The sequence below is a fragment of the Pseudomonas alliivorans genome (assembly GCF_017826695.1).
Lineage (GTDB): Bacteria > Pseudomonadota > Gammaproteobacteria > Pseudomonadales > Pseudomonadaceae > Aquipseudomonas > Aquipseudomonas alliivorans.
In genome coordinates this window covers 163,294-183,372 of record NZ_JAFFZW010000011.1, presented here as the reverse complement: position 1 = coordinate 183,372, position 20,079 = coordinate 163,294, and the positions used below count along the sequence as shown (strand labels likewise).

Sequence of the window (20,079 nt, the reverse complement as noted above, 5' to 3'; positions counted from 1 at the left end):
TTTTGATCGCCCCAAGTACCGGCAGCGCAATATCATCGAGCGCATGTTCGGCTGGTTGAAGGAGAACCGTCGCATCGCTACGCGCTTCGACAAACTCGCAAAAAGTTGTGCGGCAATGGACTCACTGGCTTGTGCCATGCGGTGTTTGAGACAGTACTTTTCCTACAGAGCCTAGGCGTCGAGTGTTCGAATCACTCCGTCCCGACCATATTTTTCAATGATTTGGCCCAATCTGAAAAGGTTGGGCTTTTTCATGTTCGTAACACTCCCGTCTTACTCCCGCGATCGTTCAGGATTTAACGGGCTCTAGTCTTAAGGACGATGAGCGAGCCCATTCTTCGTCGCTACTCAAGAGATGGATAAAGCTGTTGTTGCAATTCATTTGAGCTCGATTTCATCTCATCGTCCTGACTCGACAGGCTGACCATGTTGATTCCGGCCATATCCAGAGGCCGGGACACCGTGCTTGCATGGCGACGATGCACTCTGGTGGACCTGCCGATGACCGGCAACCCATAAGGTCGACAATCGTCTATCCTCGGTGAAACGATTTTGTCAGCAGAGGATGCATGATGTATTCAAAGTCCGATCTCCAACGAGTCCTTGAGACCGCTTTTTTGCCCTCAAGGTGCGAATGCGTCATGGGTGCCAACGAGAGCTTTTCGGTCAAGCTTCTTCATCCAGACTCAGGTGAGCTTCAACTGTATGTAACGGGTATGCCGCTTTCGGACCTTGCCACCAGCCGGTCCATAGCAAAGTTGGTACTCTCGCTTAAAGAGCAGAGGGACCTCATGGGTCAGATGGAGTTGTCGATGAAACGACTCGCTTAGCGTAACGAAAAAGCCCGGCGCTGGGCCGGGCTCGTCTTACTTGCAGGTGCCGCCTTTATGGTGCGAGCCCGTCCCCCCGGTCGGATGCGTGCCCTTTGGACAGGCCGACGCAGAGACTGAAACGATTGAAAGTAATGCGATAAGTCCGGCTACAGCTATCTTTTTCATGATGCCTCCTTGCACTGCGGTATGCAGTACAAGGCTATCGGCTCTGATTGTACCGACTTAATGATTTTTGCATGTTGGGCATTAGCCTTTTCCACCGTTGACCGCCCGGTGTCTTTCTTCACATTTTGCCGAGCAGAAGTTTGCTTGAGTAAAACGTTCTCCACGACCTCATCACCACACCCATCATCGCCATCGCCGTCTTCATGTGATTGAAAGCAATCACAGTACGTTGAGTGCCGGCAGAATATAGGGCGGTCTTCGCGCTTGCGCAGCCAAGGCGTACGGCGCTGGATCTTCTGCCTTAGCGTTACACGCGGGTTGGCCATGCACCGCCTGCCGTTTGATCTCAGGTCCAATCCATTGTCCCCGCCAGATGAGCAGATGCATCACTCCAGATTCGCCCCTTGCCCATGTGTGCGCAAACCTGAAACTTGAAAAAAACCATCAAGTTCAAGCCATTACAGTCGATATCCATACGCACCGTTACTAAGTGGCAATTTGGTACAGACCTGTTCAGGATGCCGCGTCATTTGATCGTCATGGAAAGCGAAATGAACGAAATGAAAGTCCCGTCTTCACCCCGCAAGGTCGGAATTATTCTGGGAATCCTGATTGCGCTGATGCCTCAGTTCTTCGTCTGGTTTTTGCTGCGCAGAGGGCACACAAGAAAAGCCAGGCTGATTGGCTTCGGGTGGATGGCGTTTTGGATGATTGTTTCATTGGTCCTTCACAAGCCAGCCAATCGAGAATCATCGGCTTCCGTTGCTCCAGCCGTTGCGGTAGCCCCCGCAGCCGTTACTGCAAATCCGGCTGCAGTCGCTCCAGCTCCAGTTGCCAAACCCGTCGCTCAGGCGCCTGTTGAGCCCGTTGCCGAAACGGTAAAGGCCTACACGGCCATGCAGGTATCGACCGGATACGATGAAAATACCGTAGCAGCAGACATGCTGTACAAAGACAAACGCGTGCAAGTGACCGGTCGTATCCTGGATATCAACACGGATTTCATGGGGTACCCGTATCTGATATTGGCAGGGCATAACAGGGTGCTGGCACCGCAGTTCAAGTTCGGCAAGTCTCACTTGTCATCGATTGCGGCGCTGAAGAAGGGCGCAGAGGTATCTGTTATCTGCACCGGGACAGGCGATCTGGCCAAGACACCGATGTTCAAGGACTGTGAGTTTCCGCGATAGCGTTCCGCTTCTCGCGTACCTGACCTCATTTGCGCCGCACCCGTGGCGCAATCCCTGTCAGATGCAGGCGGGCGCTCGCCCAGGCGAAGTGCAGCGCCTGACGCAACACGACTGCATCAGTCGCCATGACTCTCACCGACACCCCGCAATCACCCGGCAGGGCACTGACGCCTACATAGCTGTCGATCAGCCCGCTTAACGCCTCACGCAGCCCAGCCTTGACCTCGTCCACTGGCAGTCTGTGGCCGAGTAGCATGAAGGTGGCGACGGCTTCGAACCGGCCGCTGACACCCGGCAGGCGACGTTGCAGGTCTTCGCCTGTCAGGGCCAGTCGATCTCCGGCGAGCAGTCGCCCTGCCGGGCAACATACTTCAAGGTCGGCACGGTAGTAGTCCGGCAGTCCCGCCGTGCCGTGCGGCGTGTGCACACAGAACGCATCGCAGAGCAGGACGCGGGCGTTGGGGTGCAAGGTCACCCGCACCTGGCTGTGCAGACGCGCCTGAGGGAACAGGATGGTTGCCATCGGCAGGTATTCCAGCAACGCACCCGTTTCGGCTATCAGGGTGACGGTCTGGCGCGCCGGATGTTCGAGCATGCTGTGGACGATGGTCGCCGCGCCTGTGCTGACATGCACCTGCGTGTCGGCTTCGGCGTGCAGCTCAAGGCGCAGGTGCTCTCCGGCGAACAGCCCTCCCGAGCAGGATTGCAGATACACCGCCGCCATACCGGGCGGGTCCTGCGGCAGTTTCAGGCTGCGTCCCAAGTGGAAGGGATAGCCCACTTCCTGCCGCGAGACGTAGCTGATCCCTGACGGCGCCCTGCTGAAGTCGATTCGAGCGGCAGTGCGCGTCTGCATGGGTACTACCGATTGACGGGCGTTCATGGCCGGTCGAACAGCACGGCCCGGCTGATCGCCTCGACCACCGCATCGACGCCATCCCCGGTGCTGCAGTTGGTGAACAGCACGGGGCGCCCGTCACGTGCTTCGGCAGACTCACGCCGCATGCGCGACAGATCGACGCCTACATGGGGCGCCAGGTCGTATTTGTTGACCACCAGCAGATCGCAGCTCAGCACGCCGGGGCCTCGTTTGCGCGGAATGTCGTCACCACCGGCGACGTCAATGACGAAAATCCAGTAATCCACCAGGTCCAGCGAGAAGGTCGAGGCCAGGTTGTCGCCACCTGATTCGATCAGGACCAGATCAAGATTCTTGAAGTGTGCTTCCAGTTCATCGGCCATCTGCAGGTTGAGTGTCGGGTCTTCACGAATCGCTGTGTGGGGGCATGCGCCGGTTTCCACCGCGCGGACTCGCATGGGGTCGATCAGGCCGCTGCGCTGCACGCGTTCGGCGTCTTCTCGGGTAGCGAGGTCATTGGTGATAATGGCCAGTTCGATTCCACGGGCAATGAAGCGTGGAATCAGCTGTTCCAGCAGGCGGGTCTTGCCCGAGCCTACCGGGCCGCCGATGCCGACACGGGCAGCGCCGGGGTGAGGCTGTGAAGCGGGCAGGGTTGGCGTCTTCAATGGCAGGCTCATGATCAGGCTCCTTCAAATGGGTTCAGCGCAGCATGTAGCGTTGAGCGAGCGGGACTTCGCTGACCGGGTCACAGAACAGCCGCTCGCCATCGGCGTAAACGTCGAACGTCTGTGGGTCGACGCGGATGTCCGGGCAGGCATCGTTGTGCAGCATGTCGGACTTGCGCAGCGTGCGTGTGCCGAACGCAGGCAGCAGGGCTTTCTTGAGGCCCAGCTTGCTGGCGGTGTCGGCCTCGACGGCCAGCCGGTTGACGAAATTCACCGACAACGCCTTGCTCGCTTCGCCGAACGCGCCCCATTGCGGGCGCATCACCAGCGGTTCGCAGGTGTAGAGCGAGGCCGCCGAGTCACCCATCACGCCGTGCACGATGAAGCCGCCCTTGACCACCAGTTCCGGCTTGATGCCGAAGAATGCCGGCCTCCACAGCACCAGATCGGCGAGCTTGCCCGGCTCCAGCGAACCGATGTAGCTGTCGATACCGAACACGCGCGCGGCGTTGATGGTGTATTTGGCGATGTAGCGTTTGATGCGTTCGTTGTCGCCAAGAGCTGTGGCTTCTTCCGGCAGACGACCACGCTGGTCTTTCATTTTCGACGCCAGTTGCCAAGTGCGGCAGATGACTTCATTGATGCGGCCCATGCCCTGACTGTCCGAGCCCAGAATCGAGATTGCGCCGGTGTCGTGCAGGATGTCTTCGGCGGCGATGGTCTGCGGCCGTACGCGGGACTCGGCGAACGCCACGTCTTCCGGCACCTCCGGGTTGAGGTGGTGGCAGACCATGATCATGTCCAGGTGTTCGTCGAAGGTATTGATCGTGTAAGGGTTGGTCGGGTTGGTCGAGGAGGGGATGCAGTTGGGCTTGCCCGCCACGCTGATGATGTCCGGCGCATGCCCGCCGCCCGCGCCTTCGGTGTGGTACATGTGGATGGTGCGGTCGCCGATGGCCGCCAGGGTGTCTTCCAGAAAACCCGATTCGTTGAGCGTGTCGGTGTGCAGTTGCACCTGAAAGTCATATTCATCGGCAACCTTCAGGCAGGTGTCAATCACCGCAGGCATCGCGCCCCAGTCCTCATGAATTTTCAATCCCAGGCAGCCGCCGCGCAGTTGCCCGAGCAGCGATTCGGGTTTGCTCGAATTGCCGCGTCCGAGAAAGCCGAAGTTGATCGGCCAGTGTTCTGACGCCTGCAGCATCTTGCCGACGTTCCACTCGCCACCGCAGTCGATGCCCACGGTGATCGGTCCCAGCGAGCCGCCAATCAAGGTGGTCAGCCCGGCCGCCAACGCATGGTCGCAGAGCTGCGCGGAGTCGAAATGCACGTGCACATCGATGCCGCCAGGCGTGACGATCAGGCCTTCGGCATCACGCACGGTGGTGGCGACGCCGCAGATGAGTTGCGGGTGTACGCCGTCCATGATCTGCGGGTTGCCAGCCTTGCCGATGGCGACAATCCTGCCGTCCTTGATGCCGATGTCGCCTTTGACGATGCCGATCACCGGATCGATGATCAGTGCGTTACAGATCAGCATGTCGAGGGCACCCTCGTCGCTGTCGTGACCGGGCATCAGGCCCATGCCGTCGCGCAAGGTCTTGCCGCCGCCATGCAGGCATTCGTCGCCGGGCACCGCGTGGTCGAACTCGACCTCGGCCAGCAGTGAGGTGTCACCCAGCCGGATCGCGTCACCCTTGGTGGGGCCGTACATCGCGGCGTATTCCTTGCGGGTCATCGTGGCCATGGGTCAGGCTCCCTTGAAATGCTGCGCACGCGCTCGGTCCAGCGCCATGCGCTTGCAGGCCGGGTCGTGCAGGTTGCCATTGGTGAGGCCGCTGAAACCGTGAATATCGCCCGTGCCGCCGAACTGCACCAAGTGCACCTCGCGCAGTTCACCCGGTTCGAAGCGCACAGCGGTGCCGGCCGGAATGTCCAGGTGCATGCCAAAGGCGATTTCGCGGGGGAAATCCAGCGCCTTGTTGACCTCGAAAAAATGGTAATGGCTGCCGATCTGCACCGGGCGGTCGCCGGTATTCAAGGCGCGCAGCGTCGCAGTGGGTCGGCCGCCGTTGAGCTGGATATCGCCTTCAGGCGCGAAAATCTCGCCGGGTGTGGGCATGACCGTCAGCGGCAGTCGGCCTGGCCGGATCGGCTGGTGAACCGTGACCAGCTTGGTGCCGTCCGGAAAGGTGCCTTCGACCTGCAACACCGGCAGCAAATCGGCGACACCGGGCATGACGTCATCGGTGTCGAGAATCGTCGAGCCGAAGCCGATCAGTTCCGCCACGCTGCGCCCCTCGCGGGCGCCTTCCAGGATTTCGTCGGCGATCAGCGCCGAGGCTTCCGGGAAGTTCAGGCGCAGGCCCTTGCCCCGGCGTTTGCGCGACAGTTCGGCAGCGGTGTACAGCGTAAGGCGTTCAAGCTCGGTGGGGGTCAGCAGCATGGCGTGGCTCCTGCGGGCGGTTGATCAATTGGCGAACAGGCGCAATTCCTGGGTTTCGTGGCGCATCACAGCGATCTCGGCCATCGGCGTGAAGCCGCTGGCGTTGTCCGGTTCTGGCGGGTCGAGGGCGAGCAGTTGCGCTATCAAGGGCTGGATGGATGTCAGCACGCGCTGTGCGTCAACGTGACCCATTACGCCGAGCCGTACGGCGGCGCTGACCAGTCCGGTACACAGCCCATGGGCAGCCGCCAGTTGGCAATGCTCAAGCTGCATGCCCAGTTGTTTCCAGATCAGGCCCTGCAGTACGCAAAGATGCCCCGGCGTCTCGCCGACCAGCACTTGGTGTTGATAGCGCTCGGCGCCGGGCGTACCAAGAGCCGCGTGAACGCCCAGCAGCGCCTGACCGACACGCCGTGAGCCCTGACGCAGCTCTTCGGCCATCGTCAGCGCTTCGACCTGCGCGTCCAGTAGCATCAACTGATCCAGATCGTCGGCAGATTGCCAGGCAGCGACCAGAAAGGCCCGGTCGAAACTGTTCCAGCGGTGACGTAACTGGCCCTCTACAAAACCGCACAACTCAGCGCTGCGGTCGGGGCGTGTTTCCCGCTGGCGGCGTCGCGGCGGGACTCGTTCAATCCGGCCAAGATGACCGTCTGCCTTGAGCGTTTCCAGTCCCCATGACCAGGCCACTGCACCCGTGGGGAAGAAACTGTCGGCCTGTTGCATGGCCAGCAGGGCGCTGCCCAGGTCGTCGAGAAGGGCGTTCATGCGCGCGACACCCGGCCGTCGGCAATCATGGGCGCGAGGCGTTCCAGATAGTCGGCTTCAGGTCCGTTGAGCGGGATCTGCAAGGTGTCGCCGGCAAAGCGCACGGCCCAGTGCATGTTGCCTGCGAAATAACCCAGTTCCAGCGCCGCTGCGGTATCGCGTGGCCGCAGGCTCAGGTATTGCTGATCCTGCATTTGCACGACGATGGCACGCTGGCCGTCGAGCATCAGCACCGAGCCGTTGCGCAATTGCTGGTGCCGTTGCAGACGAATCGCGCAGTCGGTGCCCTGGTCGCTGGCCAGTCGCAGACGATGGCGCTGGATATCGCTACCGGACAGGCACAGGGTTTCCACCTGCCCGTTATGACTCAGGTCATGAAGCCGCTCGGCAAGGGCCGGGTCGCTGGCCTGGCCGAGGATGCGGTCGAGTATCAGCATGGCGCGTTTTCCTGTGCCGGTTCAGATGGTGAGGTAGCGCAGGATGCGCTCGCGGTCGACGGTTTCGCGGACTTCGCTGTGCACGAATTCGCCTTTTTCGATGATCAGGTAGCGGTCGGCCACAGCCATCGCGAACGACAGCACCTGTTCGGACACAATCAGCGAAAATCCGCGCTCCTGCTTGAGCAGGTTCAGGGCCTTGGCGATGTCCTTGATGATCGACGGCTGGATGCCTTCGGTGGGCTCGTCGAGGATCAGCACCTTGGGGTTGGACACCAGCGCCCGGGCGATGGCCAGTTGTTGCTGCTGTCCGCCGGAGAGGTTGCCGCCCTTGCGTCTGCGCATCTCGAACAGCACCGGAAAGTACTCGAAGATGTAGTCGGGAACAGGGGCGGCGGGTGCGCCCTGCATACCGGTAAGGATGTTTTCCTCGACGCTCAGGTAAGGAAAGATCATGCGGCCCTGTGGCACGAAGCCGATGCCTGCGGCAACGCGCTCATAGCTCTTGCTGCCGGTCAGTTCCTGCCCGGTCAGGGTGATGCTGCCGCTGCGGGTGGGCAGCATACCTGCCAGACTGCGCAGCAGCGTGGTTTTGCCCATGCCGTTGCGGCCCATGATCGCCAGCGATTCGCCTGGCGCAAGATCAAGGCTCAGGTCGCGCAGCACATGGCTGTCGCCGTAGTAGACGTTCAGTTCAGTGACATTCAGCATATTCAGTGCCCCAGGTAGACGTCGATGACGCGAGGATCGTTCTGCACCTGATCCATCGAGCCGTAAGCCAGGGTCTTGCCCTGATGCAGCACAGTGACCTTGTCGGCCACCGACTTCACGAACTCCATGTCGTGCTCGATGATCACCATCGCGCGGCCCTTGGCGATGAGCTTGAGCAGGCCAGCGGTCTTCTCTCGCTCGCCAGCGCTCATGCCTGCCACCGGTTCATCCAGCAACAGCAACTCCGGACGCTGCATCAGCAGCATGCCGATCTCCAGCCACTGTTTCTGGCCGTGGGACAAAAGCCCTGCCTTGCGGCCCAACTGGTCCTTGAGAAAGATCATCTCGGCGGTCTGTTCGATCTCGGCCTGCAAGGCGGTGTTCTTTCCTGCGAACAGGCAGTTGAAGATGCCGCGCTTGTCCGGCGAGGAAATGTCCAGGTTCTCGCGCACGGTGAGGTCTTCGTACACCGATGGGTTCTGGAACTTGCGGCCGACGCCCGCACGGGTGATCTGGTACTCGATCATGTTGGCCAGTTGCAGGTCCTTGAAGCGAATGCTCCCGGCGCTCGGGCGGGTCTTGCCACAGATCATGTCCAGCAGCGTGGTTTTGCCGGCACCGTTCGGCCCGATCACCACATGCACCTGATTTTCTTCGACGTAGAAATTGAGGTTGTCCACGGCCTTGAAGCCGTCAAAGGACACCGTCAGGTCTTCGACACTCAGTAGCAGCGCGCCCATCAGTTCGCCTCCTTGTTGTTCAGTCGTTGTAGCAGACCGGCCAGACCTGCGGGCAGGAACAGCACCACGCCCATGAACAGAAAACCGATGAAGTACTGCCAGAAGCTGACGAAGTTTTCCGAGAGGTAGGTTTTTGCCGTACCGATCAGCAGCGTGCCGTACACCGCACCGACCAATGACAGGCGTCCGCCCAGAGCGGCGTAGATGACGATTTCAGTCGACGGAATGATGCCCACCAGCGACGGTGATGCCAGACCGACCTGCAGGGTGAACATCACGCCGCCCAGCGCCGAGATCAGCGCCGCCACGGCAAAGATGAAGGCCTTGAACAGGGCCGTGTTGTAGCCAGAAAAGCGCACCCGGTCTTCGCGGTCCCGAATCGCCACGATCACCTTGCCCAGGCGGCTGCGCAGAATGAAGCCGCACATCGCAACGCAGGCCAGCAACAGCAGGGTGGTGATCAGGTACAGAATCCAGGGTGTCTGCGGCGTCTGCAGGCTCAGGCCGAAGACCGTCTTGAAATCAGTCAGACCGTTGACCCCGCCGGTGTAGCCTTGCTGGCCGATGATCATGATCGACATGATCGAAGCCAGCGACAGGGTGATGATCGAGAAATACACGCCGCCCACGCGTTTCTTGAAGTAGGCGTAGCTGAACAGGAACGCCAGCAGCGCCGGCAGAATCAGGATCGCCACCAGTGTGAAGGTTGCCGATTCGAACGGCTTCCACCACCACGGCAGCGACTCGACACTGTTCCAGATCATGAAGTCGGGCAGCGCCGAGCCGTAGAACGCGGCAAGGGCGCTGGCGGCTTCGTCCGTGGCCGTGGCTTCGAGTTTCAGGTACATCGCCATCATGTAGCTGCCCAGCCCGAAGAAGATCCCCTGGCCCAGGCTGAGGATGCCGCCGTAGCCCCAGATCATCACCATGCCGACTGCGCAAAACCCCAGGCTCAGGTATTTGCCTGCGAGACCCAGGCGGAAGTCGCCCAGGCACAATGGCAACACCACCAGCAGCAGAACCGAGAGCCAGATCAGGCTGTAGCGTTCCAGCAACGCCAGCCAGCCGCCATTGAGCCACGCGGGTCGGGAGGCGGTTGTCCGGGGCAGGGCTGGCGGCTTTTCAGTCATGTCATTCATCTCAACGTCTCACTTTCGTGGCGAACAGGCCGTTGGGGCGGAAGAACAGCAGCACGATGACCACCAGCAACGTCATGGCCTTGGCCATGGAACCGGTGGTGAGGTACTCCAGCGAAATCTGCGTCTGACCAATGGCGAAGGCCGACAGGAAGGTGCCAAGCAAGCTTTCGACCCCGCCGAACACGACCACGATGAAGGTGTCCACCAGGTACTGCTGGCCGCTGACCGGGCCGGTGGAGGCGAGCATGGTGAACGAGCTGCCGGCAATGCCGGCCAGCCCGCAACCCAGCGCGAAGGTCACCGAATCCACACGTGCGGTATTGATCCCCGCAGCACCCGCCATGGCGCGGTTCTGGGTGACGGCGCGGATGCGCAGCCCCCAGCGGCTGCGGTAGAGAAACAGGAATACCGCTGCGGCGATGACGAAGGTCAGGCCGATGATGAAGATCCGGTTGATCGGCAACTCCAGGCCTTCGCTGACTTTCCACGCGCCCTGCAGCCATTGCACGGTTGGCACGCTGACTTCCTTGGGGCCAAAGACCTGACGAAACACCTGTTGCAGCACCAGCGAAAGGCCCCAGGTCGCCAGCAGGGTGTCCAGCGGGCGGTTGTACATGAAACGGATGAAACAGCGTTCAAGCAGGAACCCGAAGGCGAAGGTCACCAGAAAGGCGACGCCGATCGCGACGATGAAATACCAGCCCATGAGTTCGGGCAGGTAGCGCTGAAACACCACCGACGTGACGTACGTCATGTACGCGCCCATTGCCATCAATTCACCGTGAGCCATGTTGATCACGCCCATCAGGCCGAACACGATGGTCAGCCCCAGCGCCATGAGCACCAGCACCGAGAACAGCGAGAACCCGCTGAAGACTTGCATTACCAGCGTATCGAAAGTCATGGCGTCGCCACCTGTCGCTGAAGGTTTGAAAGAGACGGGCGCGCGTCAACTCACGCCCGCGCACGTGTCAGAGTTTCGGGAACGGGTTGGGCTCGATGGGCGCGGACTCGTAGATCACGTCGACCTGACCCTGAGCGTTGAGGGTGCCGATGCGTGCGCGTTTCCACAGGTGATGGTTGTCCTTGTGCACCTTGATCTCGCCTTCAGGCGCATCCAGTTCCATTTCCGAGGACGCGGCGATCACGTTCGGCACGTCGAAACTGCCCGCTTTCTCGGCCGCTTTTTTCCACAGATAGACGGCGGTGTAAGCGGCGGCCATCGGGTCGCCGATCACGCGTTGCTGGCCGTAGCGGGTCTTGAATGCCTGAACGAATTTTTCGTTGACCGGGTTTTTCAGACTCTGGAAGTAGCTCATGCAGGTCAGAAAACCGGTCAGATTTTCTGCGCCGATACCGGTGACTTCTTCTTCGGTCACGGCCAGCGCCATCAGGGTCTGGTTGCTGCTGTCGATCCCGGCCGCCTTGAGCTGTTTGTAGAACGCCACGTTGGAGCCGCCGACAATGGTGGAAATCACAATGTCAGGCTTGGCGACCTTGATCTTGTTGATCACCGAGGAGAACTCGATGGCGCCCAGCGGCAGGTAATCCTCGCCGACAATTGAGCCGCCTTGCTTGGTTACCGAGACTCGCGCCAGCTTGTTGGTGGTGCGCGGCCAGATGTAGTCCGAGCCCACCAGATAGACGCTCTTGCCCTTGTTGGCCATCAGCCAGGTAACGGCTGCCAGGGTCTGTTGGGAGGCCTCGGCACCGGTGTAGATAATCGCCGGGGATTTTTCCAGCCCCTCGTAGAACGTCGGGTAGTAGAGCAGGCCCTTGTTGCGTTCGAAGACCGGCAGTACGGCCTTGCGCGAGGCAGAGGTGAACGCGCCGAAGGTCACCGCGACCTTGTCGTTTTCCAAAAGCTTGCGCGCCTTCTCGGCGAAGGTCGGCCAGTCACTGGCCCCGTCTTCGACAATCGGTTCGATGGTCTTGCCCAACACGCCACCGCTGGCGTTGATTTCATCGATGGCCAGTTTTTCGGCGTCCACCACCGAAGCTTCACTGATGGCCATGGTGCCGGTGAGCGAGTGGATAATCCCCACTTTCACGGTCTCGGCAGCCTGCGCCTGACCGGTCAGGGAAAACGGCAGCAGGCTCATGGCGCTCAGCAACAGCGCATGCTTGATCAAACGGCGTTTGTCGTTGTGCATTCACTTCTCTCCCAGGAATAAAAAAAGCCCGACATTCCGTCCTGCGAACAGGCGGAAGGTCAGGCTTTTGTGCCGAATCTGGCGGGACAGACGATGTCCGATCCAGTCGTACGCGAGGTGTCTCCTTACTTGCCATGAGGGCGTAGGGCAGGCAACTGGCGCGATGTCTCCAAAAGGTCATAGCAAGGCCGGTGCCAAGTACTGAAATGCCCGCAATGGTTCGCTTTGCAGCGCCTTGGCAGAGCGGCCCTTCATTAGTTGCACGCGCGCAAGGGACTGCGCCGCTTTGGCGCGAGAGCAGGGCGGCGCGCACCAAAAGCGTGACCGCAAACGTATGCCAGCCAGTGCGTTTCCTGCCGATGATTGATCGTGCCCACGCTGGCCCGCTCCCTGCATGGGCTTGGACGACACCTTCGCAGGGTCCCTTGTCACACGCCCGTTCCCGGCAGGTGTGGAAGGTCCCTCGCATGCGCTGGCCCTGACACTGTCGTCACGCCAGCCCAGGCACAACCGCCTGAGAGCCACCGCTGAACCTCGCGGTTTTCGCTCAGCCCTTTTATGCATGAACGCCAGGACCCCGGCCAAAGACGGGCGTCTCATCTCACGCTGAACAAGGTTTATTGGCATGGTTGACCAGTCGATCCGCATAGGCGGTCTGTTTTCAAATACCGGGGTCACGGCCGCTGGCGAATGCTCGACGATGCGCGGCGCGCAGTTCGCCATTCAGCAGATCAACGCAGCCGGTGGTGTGGATGGCCGACCACTGGAAATGATTACCCGTAACCCCGATTCCACGCCTGCGCTGTTTGCCATGCACGTCGAGTCGCTGATTCGCGAAGAGAAGCTGAAGTTCTTTTTCGGCTGTTACACCTCGGCGGCCCGCAAAGCGGTGTTGCCTGTCGTCGAACGCTACGATGCCTTGTTGCTGTACCCGGTGTATTACGAGGGCTTCGAATATTCACGCAACATCATCTATACCGGCGCCACGCCCAATCACAACGCCGTGCCGCTGGGCAATTACATGTTCGAGCACTTCGGCAACCGCGTGCTGATGATCGGCTCCGAATACGTCTATCCGTACGAAACCAACCGCCTGATGAGCGACCTGCTGTACGAGCGCGGCGGGCAGAAACTGGGCGAGTATTACCTGCCGCTCAAGAACGCGCGGCCCGAGGATTTCGCCCGACTGATGGTCAAGGCGCGGGAACTGAAACCCTCGTTCATCTTCTCCACCGTGGTCGGCGAAACCATGGCCCATCTTTATCAGGCCTACGCCGATGCGGGTTTCGATCCGTCAGTCATGCCGATCGCCAGCGTCACCACCAGCGAAACCGATATTCAACAGATGGGCAGACAACTGGGCGCCGGGCACATCTCGGCCGCCAGTTATTTCCAGTCCATCGACACACCGCTCAATCGCCAATGCATCGCCGAATACCGAGCGCTGTTCGGCCAGCACCAAGTGACCGACCGCTGCTGGGAAGCGGCATATTTTCAAGTGCACCTGCTGGCCAAGGCCATCAGCCGTGCAGGCAGCACTGACGTGGAAGCGGTGTTGCAGACCATGCGTGGTCTGGAATTCGACGCGCCTCAGGGAAGAGTGAAGATCGATGAAAACAACCACCACACCTACCTGTATTCACGGATCGGACGCGCCAATGCCGATGGTCAGTTCGACATTCTTTACGAGAGCCAGAAGGCGCTCAAACCCGACCCCTATGCCATTGCACCCGATTTCATTGGCTGGTCCGGTCTGGCCGGGAGGCGTCCATGACCCTGCGTGCTGCCAAGAAACGCCTGCGCAACGACAGCGCAGGCGGCATCAAGGACCTGCGTGACATCAGCGTGCTGGTGATGCACCCGGATGACGAAGACGGGCGCAATCTGATCGCGCAACTGCAGCGCATTGGCTGCCAGGTGCGCGTGCAATGGCCGATCCCCGAACGCCTGCACAGCGAGGCAGACGTAATCGTGCTGGCGATATCGCCGGAAAGCCTGTCGACCAACACGCCCTGGCTGCTGCACAGCGCGACCCCGCCGATCATCCCGGTGATCGCTTATGAAAACCCGATCATCGTCGAGGCGCTGGTCCAGTTGAACGCCTGCTCGGTGATTCCGTCACCGGTAAGGTCTTTCGGGCTGCTCACAGCCCTGACTCTCACCCTGAGCCATGCGCGCAAGACCCGCGAGCGGGAGAAACACGTCAAGCGCCTCGAAGGGCGCATGGCCGTCATGCGCACGGTGCAGCAGGCGAAAATCATTTTGATGGAAACCAAAGGCCTGTCGGAAATCGACGCCTACAACGCACTGCGTGACCAGGCCATGAGCAAGCGCGAGCCGGTGGAGAAGATCGCCGAGGCGCTGGTGAAAGCCCATGAGTTGTTTCAACAGGCCTGTTCCTGATCATCTTTGGAGCGTCAGGCCATAGCGCCTGATCCTCTTCTGCGTGGACGTTTGCCATACGCCCTCAACCGGCAGGTATGGAGCACCGCGTGGCGACCGGCATGGACAACGGCGTCCTCCGGAACGAGCTTGAGCCCGTGCACTCGGCACCGGCGGCTCCTACCGTCATCTGGAGAACATCATGTCCATCAAACGCCCTGAAAATGCCGACTTTTTGATTGCCGCCCAGGACCATGGCTACGACCTGTCCGACACCCAGATGCAGGCGTACCTGAACCTCGCTGACAAGACCCTGAGTTCCTACGAAGCCATCGATACGCTGTATGCCGCCCATGTCGCTCAGCCGACACCGTTGCGTGAGCACAGCAAGCCTTTACCCGCTGAAAACCTGCATGCCGCCTGGTACGTAAAAACCCACATCAAAGGTGCCGCCGATGGACCGCTGAAGGGAAGAACGGTGGTTATCAAGGACAACGTCTCGGTCGCAGGCGTGCCCATGGCCAACGGCTCGTTGAGTCTGGAAGGCTACGTGCCGTCCGAAGACGCTACGGTGGTAAAACGCCTGTTGGCGGCAGGTGCCACGGTGGTTGGCAAATCGGTGTGTGAAGACCTGTGTTTCTCCGGGGCCAGCTTTACCGCCGCCAGTGGCGCGGTGAAAAATCCGTGGGACCTGACCCGCAATGCGGGCGGTTCGTCCAGCGGCAGCGCGGTACTGGTTTCCCTCGGCGAAGTCGACATGGCCATCGGTGGCGATCAGGGCGGATCGATCCGCATGCCGTCGGCCTGGAGTGGCATCGTCGGCCATAAACCGACCTACAGCCTGGTGCCTTATACCGGCGCGTTTCCTATCGAGCGGACCATCGACCACGTCGGCCCGATGGCCAATACTGTGCGTGATTGCGCGCTGATGCTGGACGTGATCGCCGGTGGCGACGGTCTGGATTCGCGGCAGAAAAATCCACCTGCTGTCAATTGCCTCGCGACCCTGGATCAAGGCGTCGCAGGTTTGAAGATCGGCCTGCTGCGCGAAGGTTTTGCGATTCCCGGCATGTCCGAGCCGCAGGTGGATGCGTTGGTCAAAGCGGCCGTCGCCCAACTCGAAAGCCTCGGCGCCATTGTCGGCGAAGCCAGTGCGCCGTGGCATTCGGGCGTAGCGCTGGACATGTGGAACGTGATCGCCACAGACGGCGCGGCCTATCAGATGCTGCAAGGTAACGGCTATGGCATGAACGTCGAGGGTTACTACGATCCAGAGATCATGAGCTACTACGGCGCAAAACGCCGCGAGCACGCCAATTCGCTGTCTCACAGCGTGCGTGCCGTGGCACTGACCGGCCACTACAGTCTGAAAAATCTGCACGGGGCCAGCTACGCCAAGGCGCGCATGCTGGTGCCGGAACTCACGCGTCAGTATGACGAGGCGTTCAAGTCATTCGATGTGCTGGTGATGCCGACCATGCCGTTCGTGGCCACACCCTTGACCGCACCGGACGCGCCCATCGAGGAATATGTACACAGCGCATTGAACATGCTCGCCAACACGGCACCGTTCGACATTACTGGACATCCGGCAACGTCGATTCCCGCCGGCTTGGCCGACGGTTTGCCGGTGGCGATGATGATCGTCGCGCCGCGTTTCCAGGACGCGCTGGCGTTGCGTGTGGCGCAGGCCTACGAAGAGGTTCGGGGTGAGTTTCCCAAGCCGCCGCGTGGTTGAAGCCGTTCTGCAACAGTGAAGCGTCCGGACATGACCGGGCGCTTCATACGGCGGGCTTCAGGCCGAAAGGTAATCGTCCACGGATGTGACCTTGGCGTAGCCAAACTCGAATGCAGCCATCATCGCTGCGTGGGTCTGGGCCGCAGGCACAGTCACGTCGTTGAAGCTGAGGTCCAGGGTTGCGCAGGCGTCGTGCAGAACGGTTACCGGGTAACCCATGTCTGCTGCAGCACGCACCACTGCGTCGATGCACATGTGGCTCATCGCACCGATGACAACGACTTCCTGAACATCGAACGCATCCAGTTGATGCTTGAGGTCGGTCTCGCGGAAGGCGTTGATGTGCTTCTTGACCGTCACCGTTTCTTTGCCTTGCGGCGCTACGGATGACTGAATCTGCGCACCGTCAGAGCCTTTGGCGAAGATCCCGGCACCTTTGCTTTCGGACTCATGGCGAATGTGAAACACCGGAACGCCCGTGCTTCTGGCATGCGCGATCACCCGGACGGCATTGGCAACGGCGGCTTCAATGCCGGTCAGCGGCAGCTTGCCCGTTGGCAGGTATTCGTTCTGAAGATCTACGACGATAAGGCCTTGTTTCATGAACTGACTCCAATCGAATGAATGGCGGGGTATGCATTGCCAAGGACTTCATTGTTGGCAAATGCTCAACAATTCAACAGTGGCCTGCATGACATAATTCGATAGAATCGGGCCAATTCGAATTCCCTCAGAGATTGCGCCATGTCACGCATACGCGTTGCCGTTCTGGCCTTTGAAGGCGTAAGCCTGTTTCACCTGTCCGTGCCGGGAATCGTACTGGGCGCTGTTGAAGCCGCACCCGATGAGGCCCGGTACGAGATCAACTACTGCGCGCAAGCGCCGGGCATGGTCGGCAGTGATCAGGGCCTTGGCATCGCTGTCGAGCATGGGCTTGAGTTGATGACAAGCTGCGACGTCATCATCATTCCGGCCTGGGCCGATAACCTTGAGCCTGCGTCTGCGTCGCTCGTCAAGGCGCTTCAGGATGCCAATGCCCTGGGCAAGCTGATCGTGGGGTTGTGCCTGGGCTCGTTCGTGCTTGGCGATGCCGGTTTGCTCGATGGCAAGGAAGCGACGACGCACTGGATTGCCCGCGACGTCTTCGCACAGCGTTTCCCCCAAGCGCGTTTTCGGCCCGATGTGCTGTACGTCAGCGCGGATAACATCATGACGTCCGCCGGAACCATGGCCGCCATTGACTGCTGCCTGCACCTGATACGTGAACGCCACGGTGCCGATGCTGCAAACCGCACCGCCAGACTGCTGGTGACGCCTCCACACAGGCAGGGCGGGCAGGCGCAATACGTAGAAAACCCGGTGCCTCACCTGGCGACCGAAACCCACCTGTCCGAAGTGCTGGCATGGGCACGCGTCAATCTGGGCAACGAACTGTCGCTGGATGTTCTGGCTGAAAAGGCGCGGATGAGCAGGCGCACCTTCACACGCCGCTTCAAGGAAGCGACCGGCAGTACGGTTTCCAACTGGCTGAACGCAGAGCGGGTTTCCAGGGCGCAGCAGTTACTGGAAACGACGGACCTGCCGATCGAGTGCATCGCAGGGGAAGCCGGGTTCGGAACACCGCTGTCCTTGCGGCAACAATTCAGCGCGCAGCTGGGCACGTCGCCTTCGGATTATCGGCGGATGTTTTTCCGGGAGAAGGGTGGGTAACAGGTGCAAAGAGAGCGCACGTTCAAATGTAATTTTCTCTTGATAGTCCGGAAGAGCACCAGCCGTTTTCAGCACAAATCGCCCGACCCTGACATCACCGGAACGAAACTTGCGTCCTTTCACCCTCATGACCTTGAAACGCATTGAGGGCAAGGCCGATGAATAACAATAATGCGGCGATACAGACCGCACCTCACCTGCAGCATTTTCAGACCTGCGACATTGACGAGCACGGTCGCAACCTTGGCGGGTGGCAGGTTCGTTACGACCAACTGACGCCTGGTGGCTTTGAAGGTGAGCTGACTGAGTTTCGCTCGGACTGGCTGCAATTGGTCCGCGACCGCTCTAATCAGGCGCTTGTCAAAAGCGGCTCGGCCTGGAAGGGCGCGATTGTTTTTGCGTTGCCGTTGAGCGCCAACGGTCCGGCGTTCTGCGCCGGGCATACGCTTCAGGAGCCCAGCGTGATCGTCGCGCATGGCGAGCATCTTCCGGAGCTGAGCACGCCTCTGCAGCTGGACGCATTGGGTGTGGCGATCGAAGAGGGCGCCCTGGCGTATGCACTGGAACGTCAGGGCAGCCGTTTTGAAATTACCGATCTTCCCACGTGTTACCGTTTGGCCGATCCGACAGTGCGGTCAAGGTTCGCTGCGCTGTTCGATAACCTGTTGAACGGTGAGCAGGCGTCTCTAGAGAAGCTTGAACACGATTCGATCCGGCGTGGCATTCGTGATGCCGTAATGCTGCAAGTGCTGGAACTGGTGTCACCGGATCAGGCGCCGCCGCTTAACCCTACTGCCTGTAAAAGAGTGGTGGACCGGGCACGTGAGTATGCTTTGGCGCATCTGGATGAACCGTTTTCGATTCTGGATGTGTGCAACCACATCGGGACCAGCCGCCGCAAACTTCAATACTGCTTTCAGGAAACGCTGGGCATCAACCCTGTGGCGTACCTGAGGACCTTGCGTCTCAATGCTGTCAGGCGCGAGCTGCGCGAAAGCGACCGGATTGAACAGGTTCAGGCGGTCGCAGCGCGCTGGGGATTCTGGCACCTGAGCCGGTTCGCCAGTGACTACCGCACGCTGTTCGGCGAGACGCCCTCGCAGACCTTGCAACGCTCCCATGTTTGCTGAAATCGGATAACGGCCTGCGGACACGACTCACTAGCATGGGCCCACCACCTTCGTGGTCAGGAACATGCGATGAGCCATAACAATAATTTCAAAATCAAACGCTTCACCTTCTTGACGTTGGGCCTGATGGGGCTCGGTTTGTCGGTTCAGGCGACGGAAAACGGGGCGCCAACCACGTCCTTCGGGGTCTACGACTTCGGTGCAGGCATACTGCCTCCTTCGACCCCGGTGGGCACGCTGGGAATGCGCGTGGCGTTCTATTCGGCCAACGTACAGAAAGACCGCCAGGGTCGCTCGCTGGACAACAACTTTTCTCTGGATGTCCTGTCCATCGGCGTTGCGTACTTTCGCATGACCGATTACCGGATGCTGGGTGCGCGTTTCGGCTACAGCGTGGCGGTCCCTTTCTTTCAGATGGACGCTTCGTTTCGGGTCCAGACCCCGGGCGGTCCTCTGGACCTCAAGGCGGATCCATTTCGCATGGCAGATGCGTCGGTATCGCCGCTGATTCTGCAGTGGGATCTTTCTACGAATCTATTCGTCAATGCGCGCTTGCAGGTTCAAGCGCCGACGGGAGACTACGACAAGAATCGTTTGATCTCACCGGGGATGAACCATTGGACGTTCTCACCCACGGTCAACGCAACCTACATCACCGACACCGGTTTCGAGGTGTCCAGCAGTTTCCAGACGGACTTCAATACCCGCAATCGCGCGACCGATTACACGAGCGGCGTCGAATACCGTCATGAGTTTGCCGTGGGTCAGCATGCAGGTCCTTTCACCCTGGGACTGGGCGGGTATTACTACCGGCAGTTATCCGATGACGATGCGCCAGGGCTGGAAACCGGCAATCGCGCCAGTGTGATCGCCGTGGGGCCTGCAATCAGCTACTTCGCGCCCGGCATGCCTGCTGCGTGGTTTCACCTTTATAAAGAGTTCGGCGCGCGCAACCGCTCCGAGGGTTATACCGTGGCCCTGCGGGTCGGCCACAGTTTTTAAAGCGATTG

The 20,079-nt window shown here is 60.2% G+C and carries 21 protein-coding genes; 9 read left to right on the top strand and 12 right to left on the bottom strand.

The window, feature by feature from the left end; genetic code table 11:
• The 3 genes from JTJ32_RS23405 to JTJ32_RS23395 all read left to right on the top strand — a co-directional run.
• Window positions 1-175 (top strand): transposase (locus tag JTJ32_RS23405; protein ID WP_210043473.1); only part of this gene is annotated, 175 nt, incomplete at its 5' end.
• A 397-nt stretch (window positions 176-572) separates the two neighbouring features.
• Window positions 573-830 (top strand): DUF1652 domain-containing protein, encoded by a 258-nt coding sequence (locus JTJ32_RS23400; RefSeq protein WP_210043471.1) that lies wholly within the window; start codon window positions 573-575, stop codon window positions 828-830.
• 599 nt (window positions 831-1,429) lie between these two features.
• Window positions 1,430-2,188: an OB-fold protein gene (locus JTJ32_RS23395; protein ID WP_210043462.1), complete on the top strand. Its 759-nt coding sequence runs from the start codon at window positions 1,430-1,432 to the stop codon at window positions 2,186-2,188.
• 25 nt (window positions 2,189-2,213) lie between these two features.
• Here JTJ32_RS23395 and JTJ32_RS23390 read toward each other — a convergent pair whose 3' ends face one another.
• From JTJ32_RS23390 to urtA, 11 genes are all read right to left on the bottom strand, one after another.
• Window positions 2,214-3,071, bottom strand: a complete 858-nt coding sequence (locus JTJ32_RS23390) for an urease accessory protein UreD (RefSeq protein ID WP_210043460.1) — start codon at window positions 3,069-3,071, stop codon at window positions 2,214-2,216.
• Window positions 3,068-3,727: an urease accessory protein UreG gene (ureG, locus tag JTJ32_RS23385; protein ID WP_099226524.1), complete on the bottom strand. Its 660-nt coding sequence runs from the start codon at window positions 3,725-3,727 to the stop codon at window positions 3,068-3,070. Before ureG ends, JTJ32_RS23390 begins: the two co-directional genes overlap by 4 nt.
• Before the next feature lie 22 nt (window positions 3,728-3,749).
• Complete coding sequence (gene ureC, locus JTJ32_RS23380; RefSeq protein WP_210043458.1) at window positions 3,750-5,462, bottom strand: urease subunit alpha; 1,713 nt, start codon at window positions 5,460-5,462, stop codon at window positions 3,750-3,752.
• A 3-nt stretch (window positions 5,463-5,465) separates the two neighbouring features.
• Window positions 5,466-6,161, bottom strand: a complete 696-nt coding sequence (locus JTJ32_RS23375) for an urease subunit beta (RefSeq protein ID WP_210043457.1) — start codon at window positions 6,159-6,161, stop codon at window positions 5,466-5,468.
• A 24-nt stretch (window positions 6,162-6,185) separates the two neighbouring features.
• Window positions 6,186-6,929: an urease accessory protein UreF gene (locus JTJ32_RS23370; protein ID WP_210043456.1), complete on the bottom strand. Its 744-nt coding sequence runs from the start codon at window positions 6,927-6,929 to the stop codon at window positions 6,186-6,188.
• The gene (gene ureE, locus JTJ32_RS23365) at window positions 6,926-7,366 is read right to left on the bottom strand and encodes an urease accessory protein UreE (RefSeq protein ID WP_210043455.1); all 441 of its coding nucleotides are present in this window, start codon (window positions 7,364-7,366) and stop codon (window positions 6,926-6,928) included. Before ureE ends, JTJ32_RS23370 begins: the two co-directional genes overlap by 4 nt.
• A gap of 21 nt (window positions 7,367-7,387) precedes the next feature.
• Window positions 7,388-8,077 carry an urea ABC transporter ATP-binding subunit UrtE gene (gene urtE / locus JTJ32_RS23360; protein WP_099226529.1) on the bottom strand — a complete coding sequence of 230 codons (690 nt, stop codon included), beginning with the start codon at window positions 8,075-8,077 and terminating at the stop codon, window positions 7,388-7,390.
• Window positions 8,078-8,079: 2 nt separating this feature from the next.
• Complete coding sequence (gene urtD / locus JTJ32_RS23355; RefSeq protein WP_004886977.1) at window positions 8,080-8,817, bottom strand: urea ABC transporter ATP-binding protein UrtD; 738 nt, start codon at window positions 8,815-8,817, stop codon at window positions 8,080-8,082.
• A complete protein-coding gene (gene urtC, locus JTJ32_RS23350) occupies window positions 8,817-9,956 on the bottom strand; it encodes an urea ABC transporter permease subunit UrtC (protein WP_099226530.1) in 1,140 nt (379 codons plus the stop codon). Before urtC ends, urtD begins: the two co-directional genes overlap by 1 nt.
• A 1-nt stretch (window position 9,957) precedes the next feature.
• On the bottom strand, window positions 9,958-10,860 hold the full coding sequence (gene urtB, locus JTJ32_RS23345) for an urea ABC transporter permease subunit UrtB (RefSeq protein WP_004886981.1): 903 nt from the start codon (window positions 10,858-10,860) through the stop codon (window positions 9,958-9,960).
• A gap of 67 nt (window positions 10,861-10,927) precedes the next feature.
• Window positions 10,928-12,109 (bottom strand): urea ABC transporter substrate-binding protein, encoded by a 1,182-nt coding sequence (gene urtA / locus JTJ32_RS23340; RefSeq protein ID WP_099226531.1) that lies wholly within the window; start codon window positions 12,107-12,109, stop codon window positions 10,928-10,930.
• A gap of 625 nt (window positions 12,110-12,734) precedes the next feature.
• On the opposite strand from urtA, the gene JTJ32_RS23335 reads away from it, so the two are divergent.
• The 3 genes from JTJ32_RS23335 (at window position 12,735) to JTJ32_RS23325 (ending at window position 16,229) form a co-directional block, all read left to right on the top strand.
• Window positions 12,735-13,883, top strand: a complete 1,149-nt coding sequence (locus tag JTJ32_RS23335; protein WP_210043454.1) for a transporter substrate-binding domain-containing protein — start codon at window positions 12,735-12,737, stop codon at window positions 13,881-13,883.
• Complete coding sequence (locus JTJ32_RS23330; RefSeq protein ID WP_058432800.1) at window positions 13,880-14,512, top strand: ANTAR domain-containing response regulator; 633 nt, start codon at window positions 13,880-13,882, stop codon at window positions 14,510-14,512. The genes JTJ32_RS23335 and JTJ32_RS23330 overlap by 4 nt, the downstream gene beginning before the upstream one ends.
• A 181-nt stretch (window positions 14,513-14,693) precedes the next feature.
• A complete protein-coding gene (locus tag JTJ32_RS23325; protein WP_210043453.1) occupies window positions 14,694-16,229 on the top strand; it encodes an amidase in 1,536 nt (511 codons plus the stop codon).
• Window positions 16,230-16,286: 57 nt separating this feature from the next.
• On the opposite strand, the gene JTJ32_RS23320 is transcribed toward JTJ32_RS23325, so the two are convergent.
• Window positions 16,287-16,832 carry a cysteine hydrolase family protein gene (locus JTJ32_RS23320; protein ID WP_210043452.1) on the bottom strand — a complete coding sequence of 182 codons (546 nt, stop codon included), beginning with the start codon at window positions 16,830-16,832 and terminating at the stop codon, window positions 16,287-16,289.
• A 141-nt stretch (window positions 16,833-16,973) separates the two neighbouring features.
• Between JTJ32_RS23320 and JTJ32_RS23315 the strand changes: the two genes are divergently transcribed.
• The 3 genes from JTJ32_RS23315 (at window position 16,974) to JTJ32_RS23305 (ending at window position 20,071) form a co-directional block, all read left to right on the top strand.
• Window positions 16,974-17,939: a GlxA family transcriptional regulator gene (locus tag JTJ32_RS23315; protein ID WP_210043451.1), complete on the top strand. Its 966-nt coding sequence runs from the start codon at window positions 16,974-16,976 to the stop codon at window positions 17,937-17,939.
• Between the two features lie 158 nt (window positions 17,940-18,097).
• Window positions 18,098-19,069, top strand: coding sequence for a helix-turn-helix domain-containing protein (locus JTJ32_RS23310; RefSeq protein WP_210043450.1), 972 nt, complete (start codon window positions 18,098-18,100; stop codon window positions 19,067-19,069).
• A 69-nt stretch (window positions 19,070-19,138) separates the two neighbouring features.
• Window positions 19,139-20,071, top strand: coding sequence for a SphA family protein (locus JTJ32_RS23305; protein ID WP_210043449.1), 933 nt, complete (start codon window positions 19,139-19,141; stop codon window positions 20,069-20,071).
• Window positions 20,072-20,079: the final 8 nt, after the last annotated feature.

Bases quoted from the DNA above. Each gene is read 5' to 3' on its own strand.
- JTJ32_RS23330 (WP_058432800.1), top strand. From the start codon at position 13,880: ATGACCCTGCGTGCTGCCAAGAAACGCCTGCGCAACGACAGCGCAGGC.
- JTJ32_RS23320 (WP_210043452.1), bottom strand. From the start codon at position 16,832: ATGAAACAAGGCCTTATCGTCGTAGATCTTCAGAACGAATACCTGCCA.
- JTJ32_RS23390 (WP_210043460.1), bottom strand. From the start codon at position 3,071: ATGAACGCCCGTCAATCGGTAGTACCCATGCAGACGCGCACTGCCGCT.
- urtC (WP_099226530.1), bottom strand. From the start codon at position 9,956: ATGAATGACATGACTGAAAAGCCGCCAGCCCTGCCCCGGACAACCGCC.
- JTJ32_RS23370 (WP_210043456.1), bottom strand. From the start codon at position 6,929: ATGAACGCCCTTCTCGACGACCTGGGCAGCGCCCTGCTGGCCATGCAA.
- JTJ32_RS23310 (WP_210043450.1), top strand. From the start codon at position 18,098: ATGAATAACAATAATGCGGCGATACAGACCGCACCTCACCTGCAGCAT.
- ureC (WP_210043458.1), bottom strand. From the start codon at position 5,462: ATGGCCACGATGACCCGCAAGGAATACGCCGCGATGTACGGCCCCACC.
- urtE (WP_099226529.1), bottom strand. From the start codon at position 8,077: ATGCTGAATGTCACTGAACTGAACGTCTACTACGGCGACAGCCATGTG.
- ureG (WP_099226524.1), bottom strand. From the start codon at position 3,727: ATGAGCCTGCCATTGAAGACGCCAACCCTGCCCGCTTCACAGCCTCAC.
- JTJ32_RS23325 (WP_210043453.1), top strand. From the start codon at position 14,694: ATGTCCATCAAACGCCCTGAAAATGCCGACTTTTTGATTGCCGCCCAG.
- JTJ32_RS23335 (WP_210043454.1), top strand. From the start codon at position 12,735: ATGGTTGACCAGTCGATCCGCATAGGCGGTCTGTTTTCAAATACCGGG.
- urtD (WP_004886977.1), bottom strand. From the start codon at position 8,817: ATGGGCGCGCTGCTACTGAGTGTCGAAGACCTGACGGTGTCCTTTGAC.
- ureE (WP_210043455.1), bottom strand. From the start codon at position 7,366: ATGCTGATACTCGACCGCATCCTCGGCCAGGCCAGCGACCCGGCCCTT.
- JTJ32_RS23315 (WP_210043451.1), top strand. From the start codon at position 16,974: ATGTCACGCATACGCGTTGCCGTTCTGGCCTTTGAAGGCGTAAGCCTG.
- urtA (WP_099226531.1), bottom strand. From the start codon at position 12,109: ATGCACAACGACAAACGCCGTTTGATCAAGCATGCGCTGTTGCTGAGC.
- urtB (WP_004886981.1), bottom strand. From the start codon at position 10,860: ATGACTTTCGATACGCTGGTAATGCAAGTCTTCAGCGGGTTCTCGCTG.
- JTJ32_RS23305 (WP_210043449.1), top strand. From the start codon at position 19,139: ATGAGCCATAACAATAATTTCAAAATCAAACGCTTCACCTTCTTGACG.
- JTJ32_RS23375 (WP_210043457.1), bottom strand. From the start codon at position 6,161: ATGCTGCTGACCCCCACCGAGCTTGAACGCCTTACGCTGTACACCGCT.
- JTJ32_RS23400 (WP_210043471.1), top strand. From the start codon at position 573: ATGTATTCAAAGTCCGATCTCCAACGAGTCCTTGAGACCGCTTTTTTG.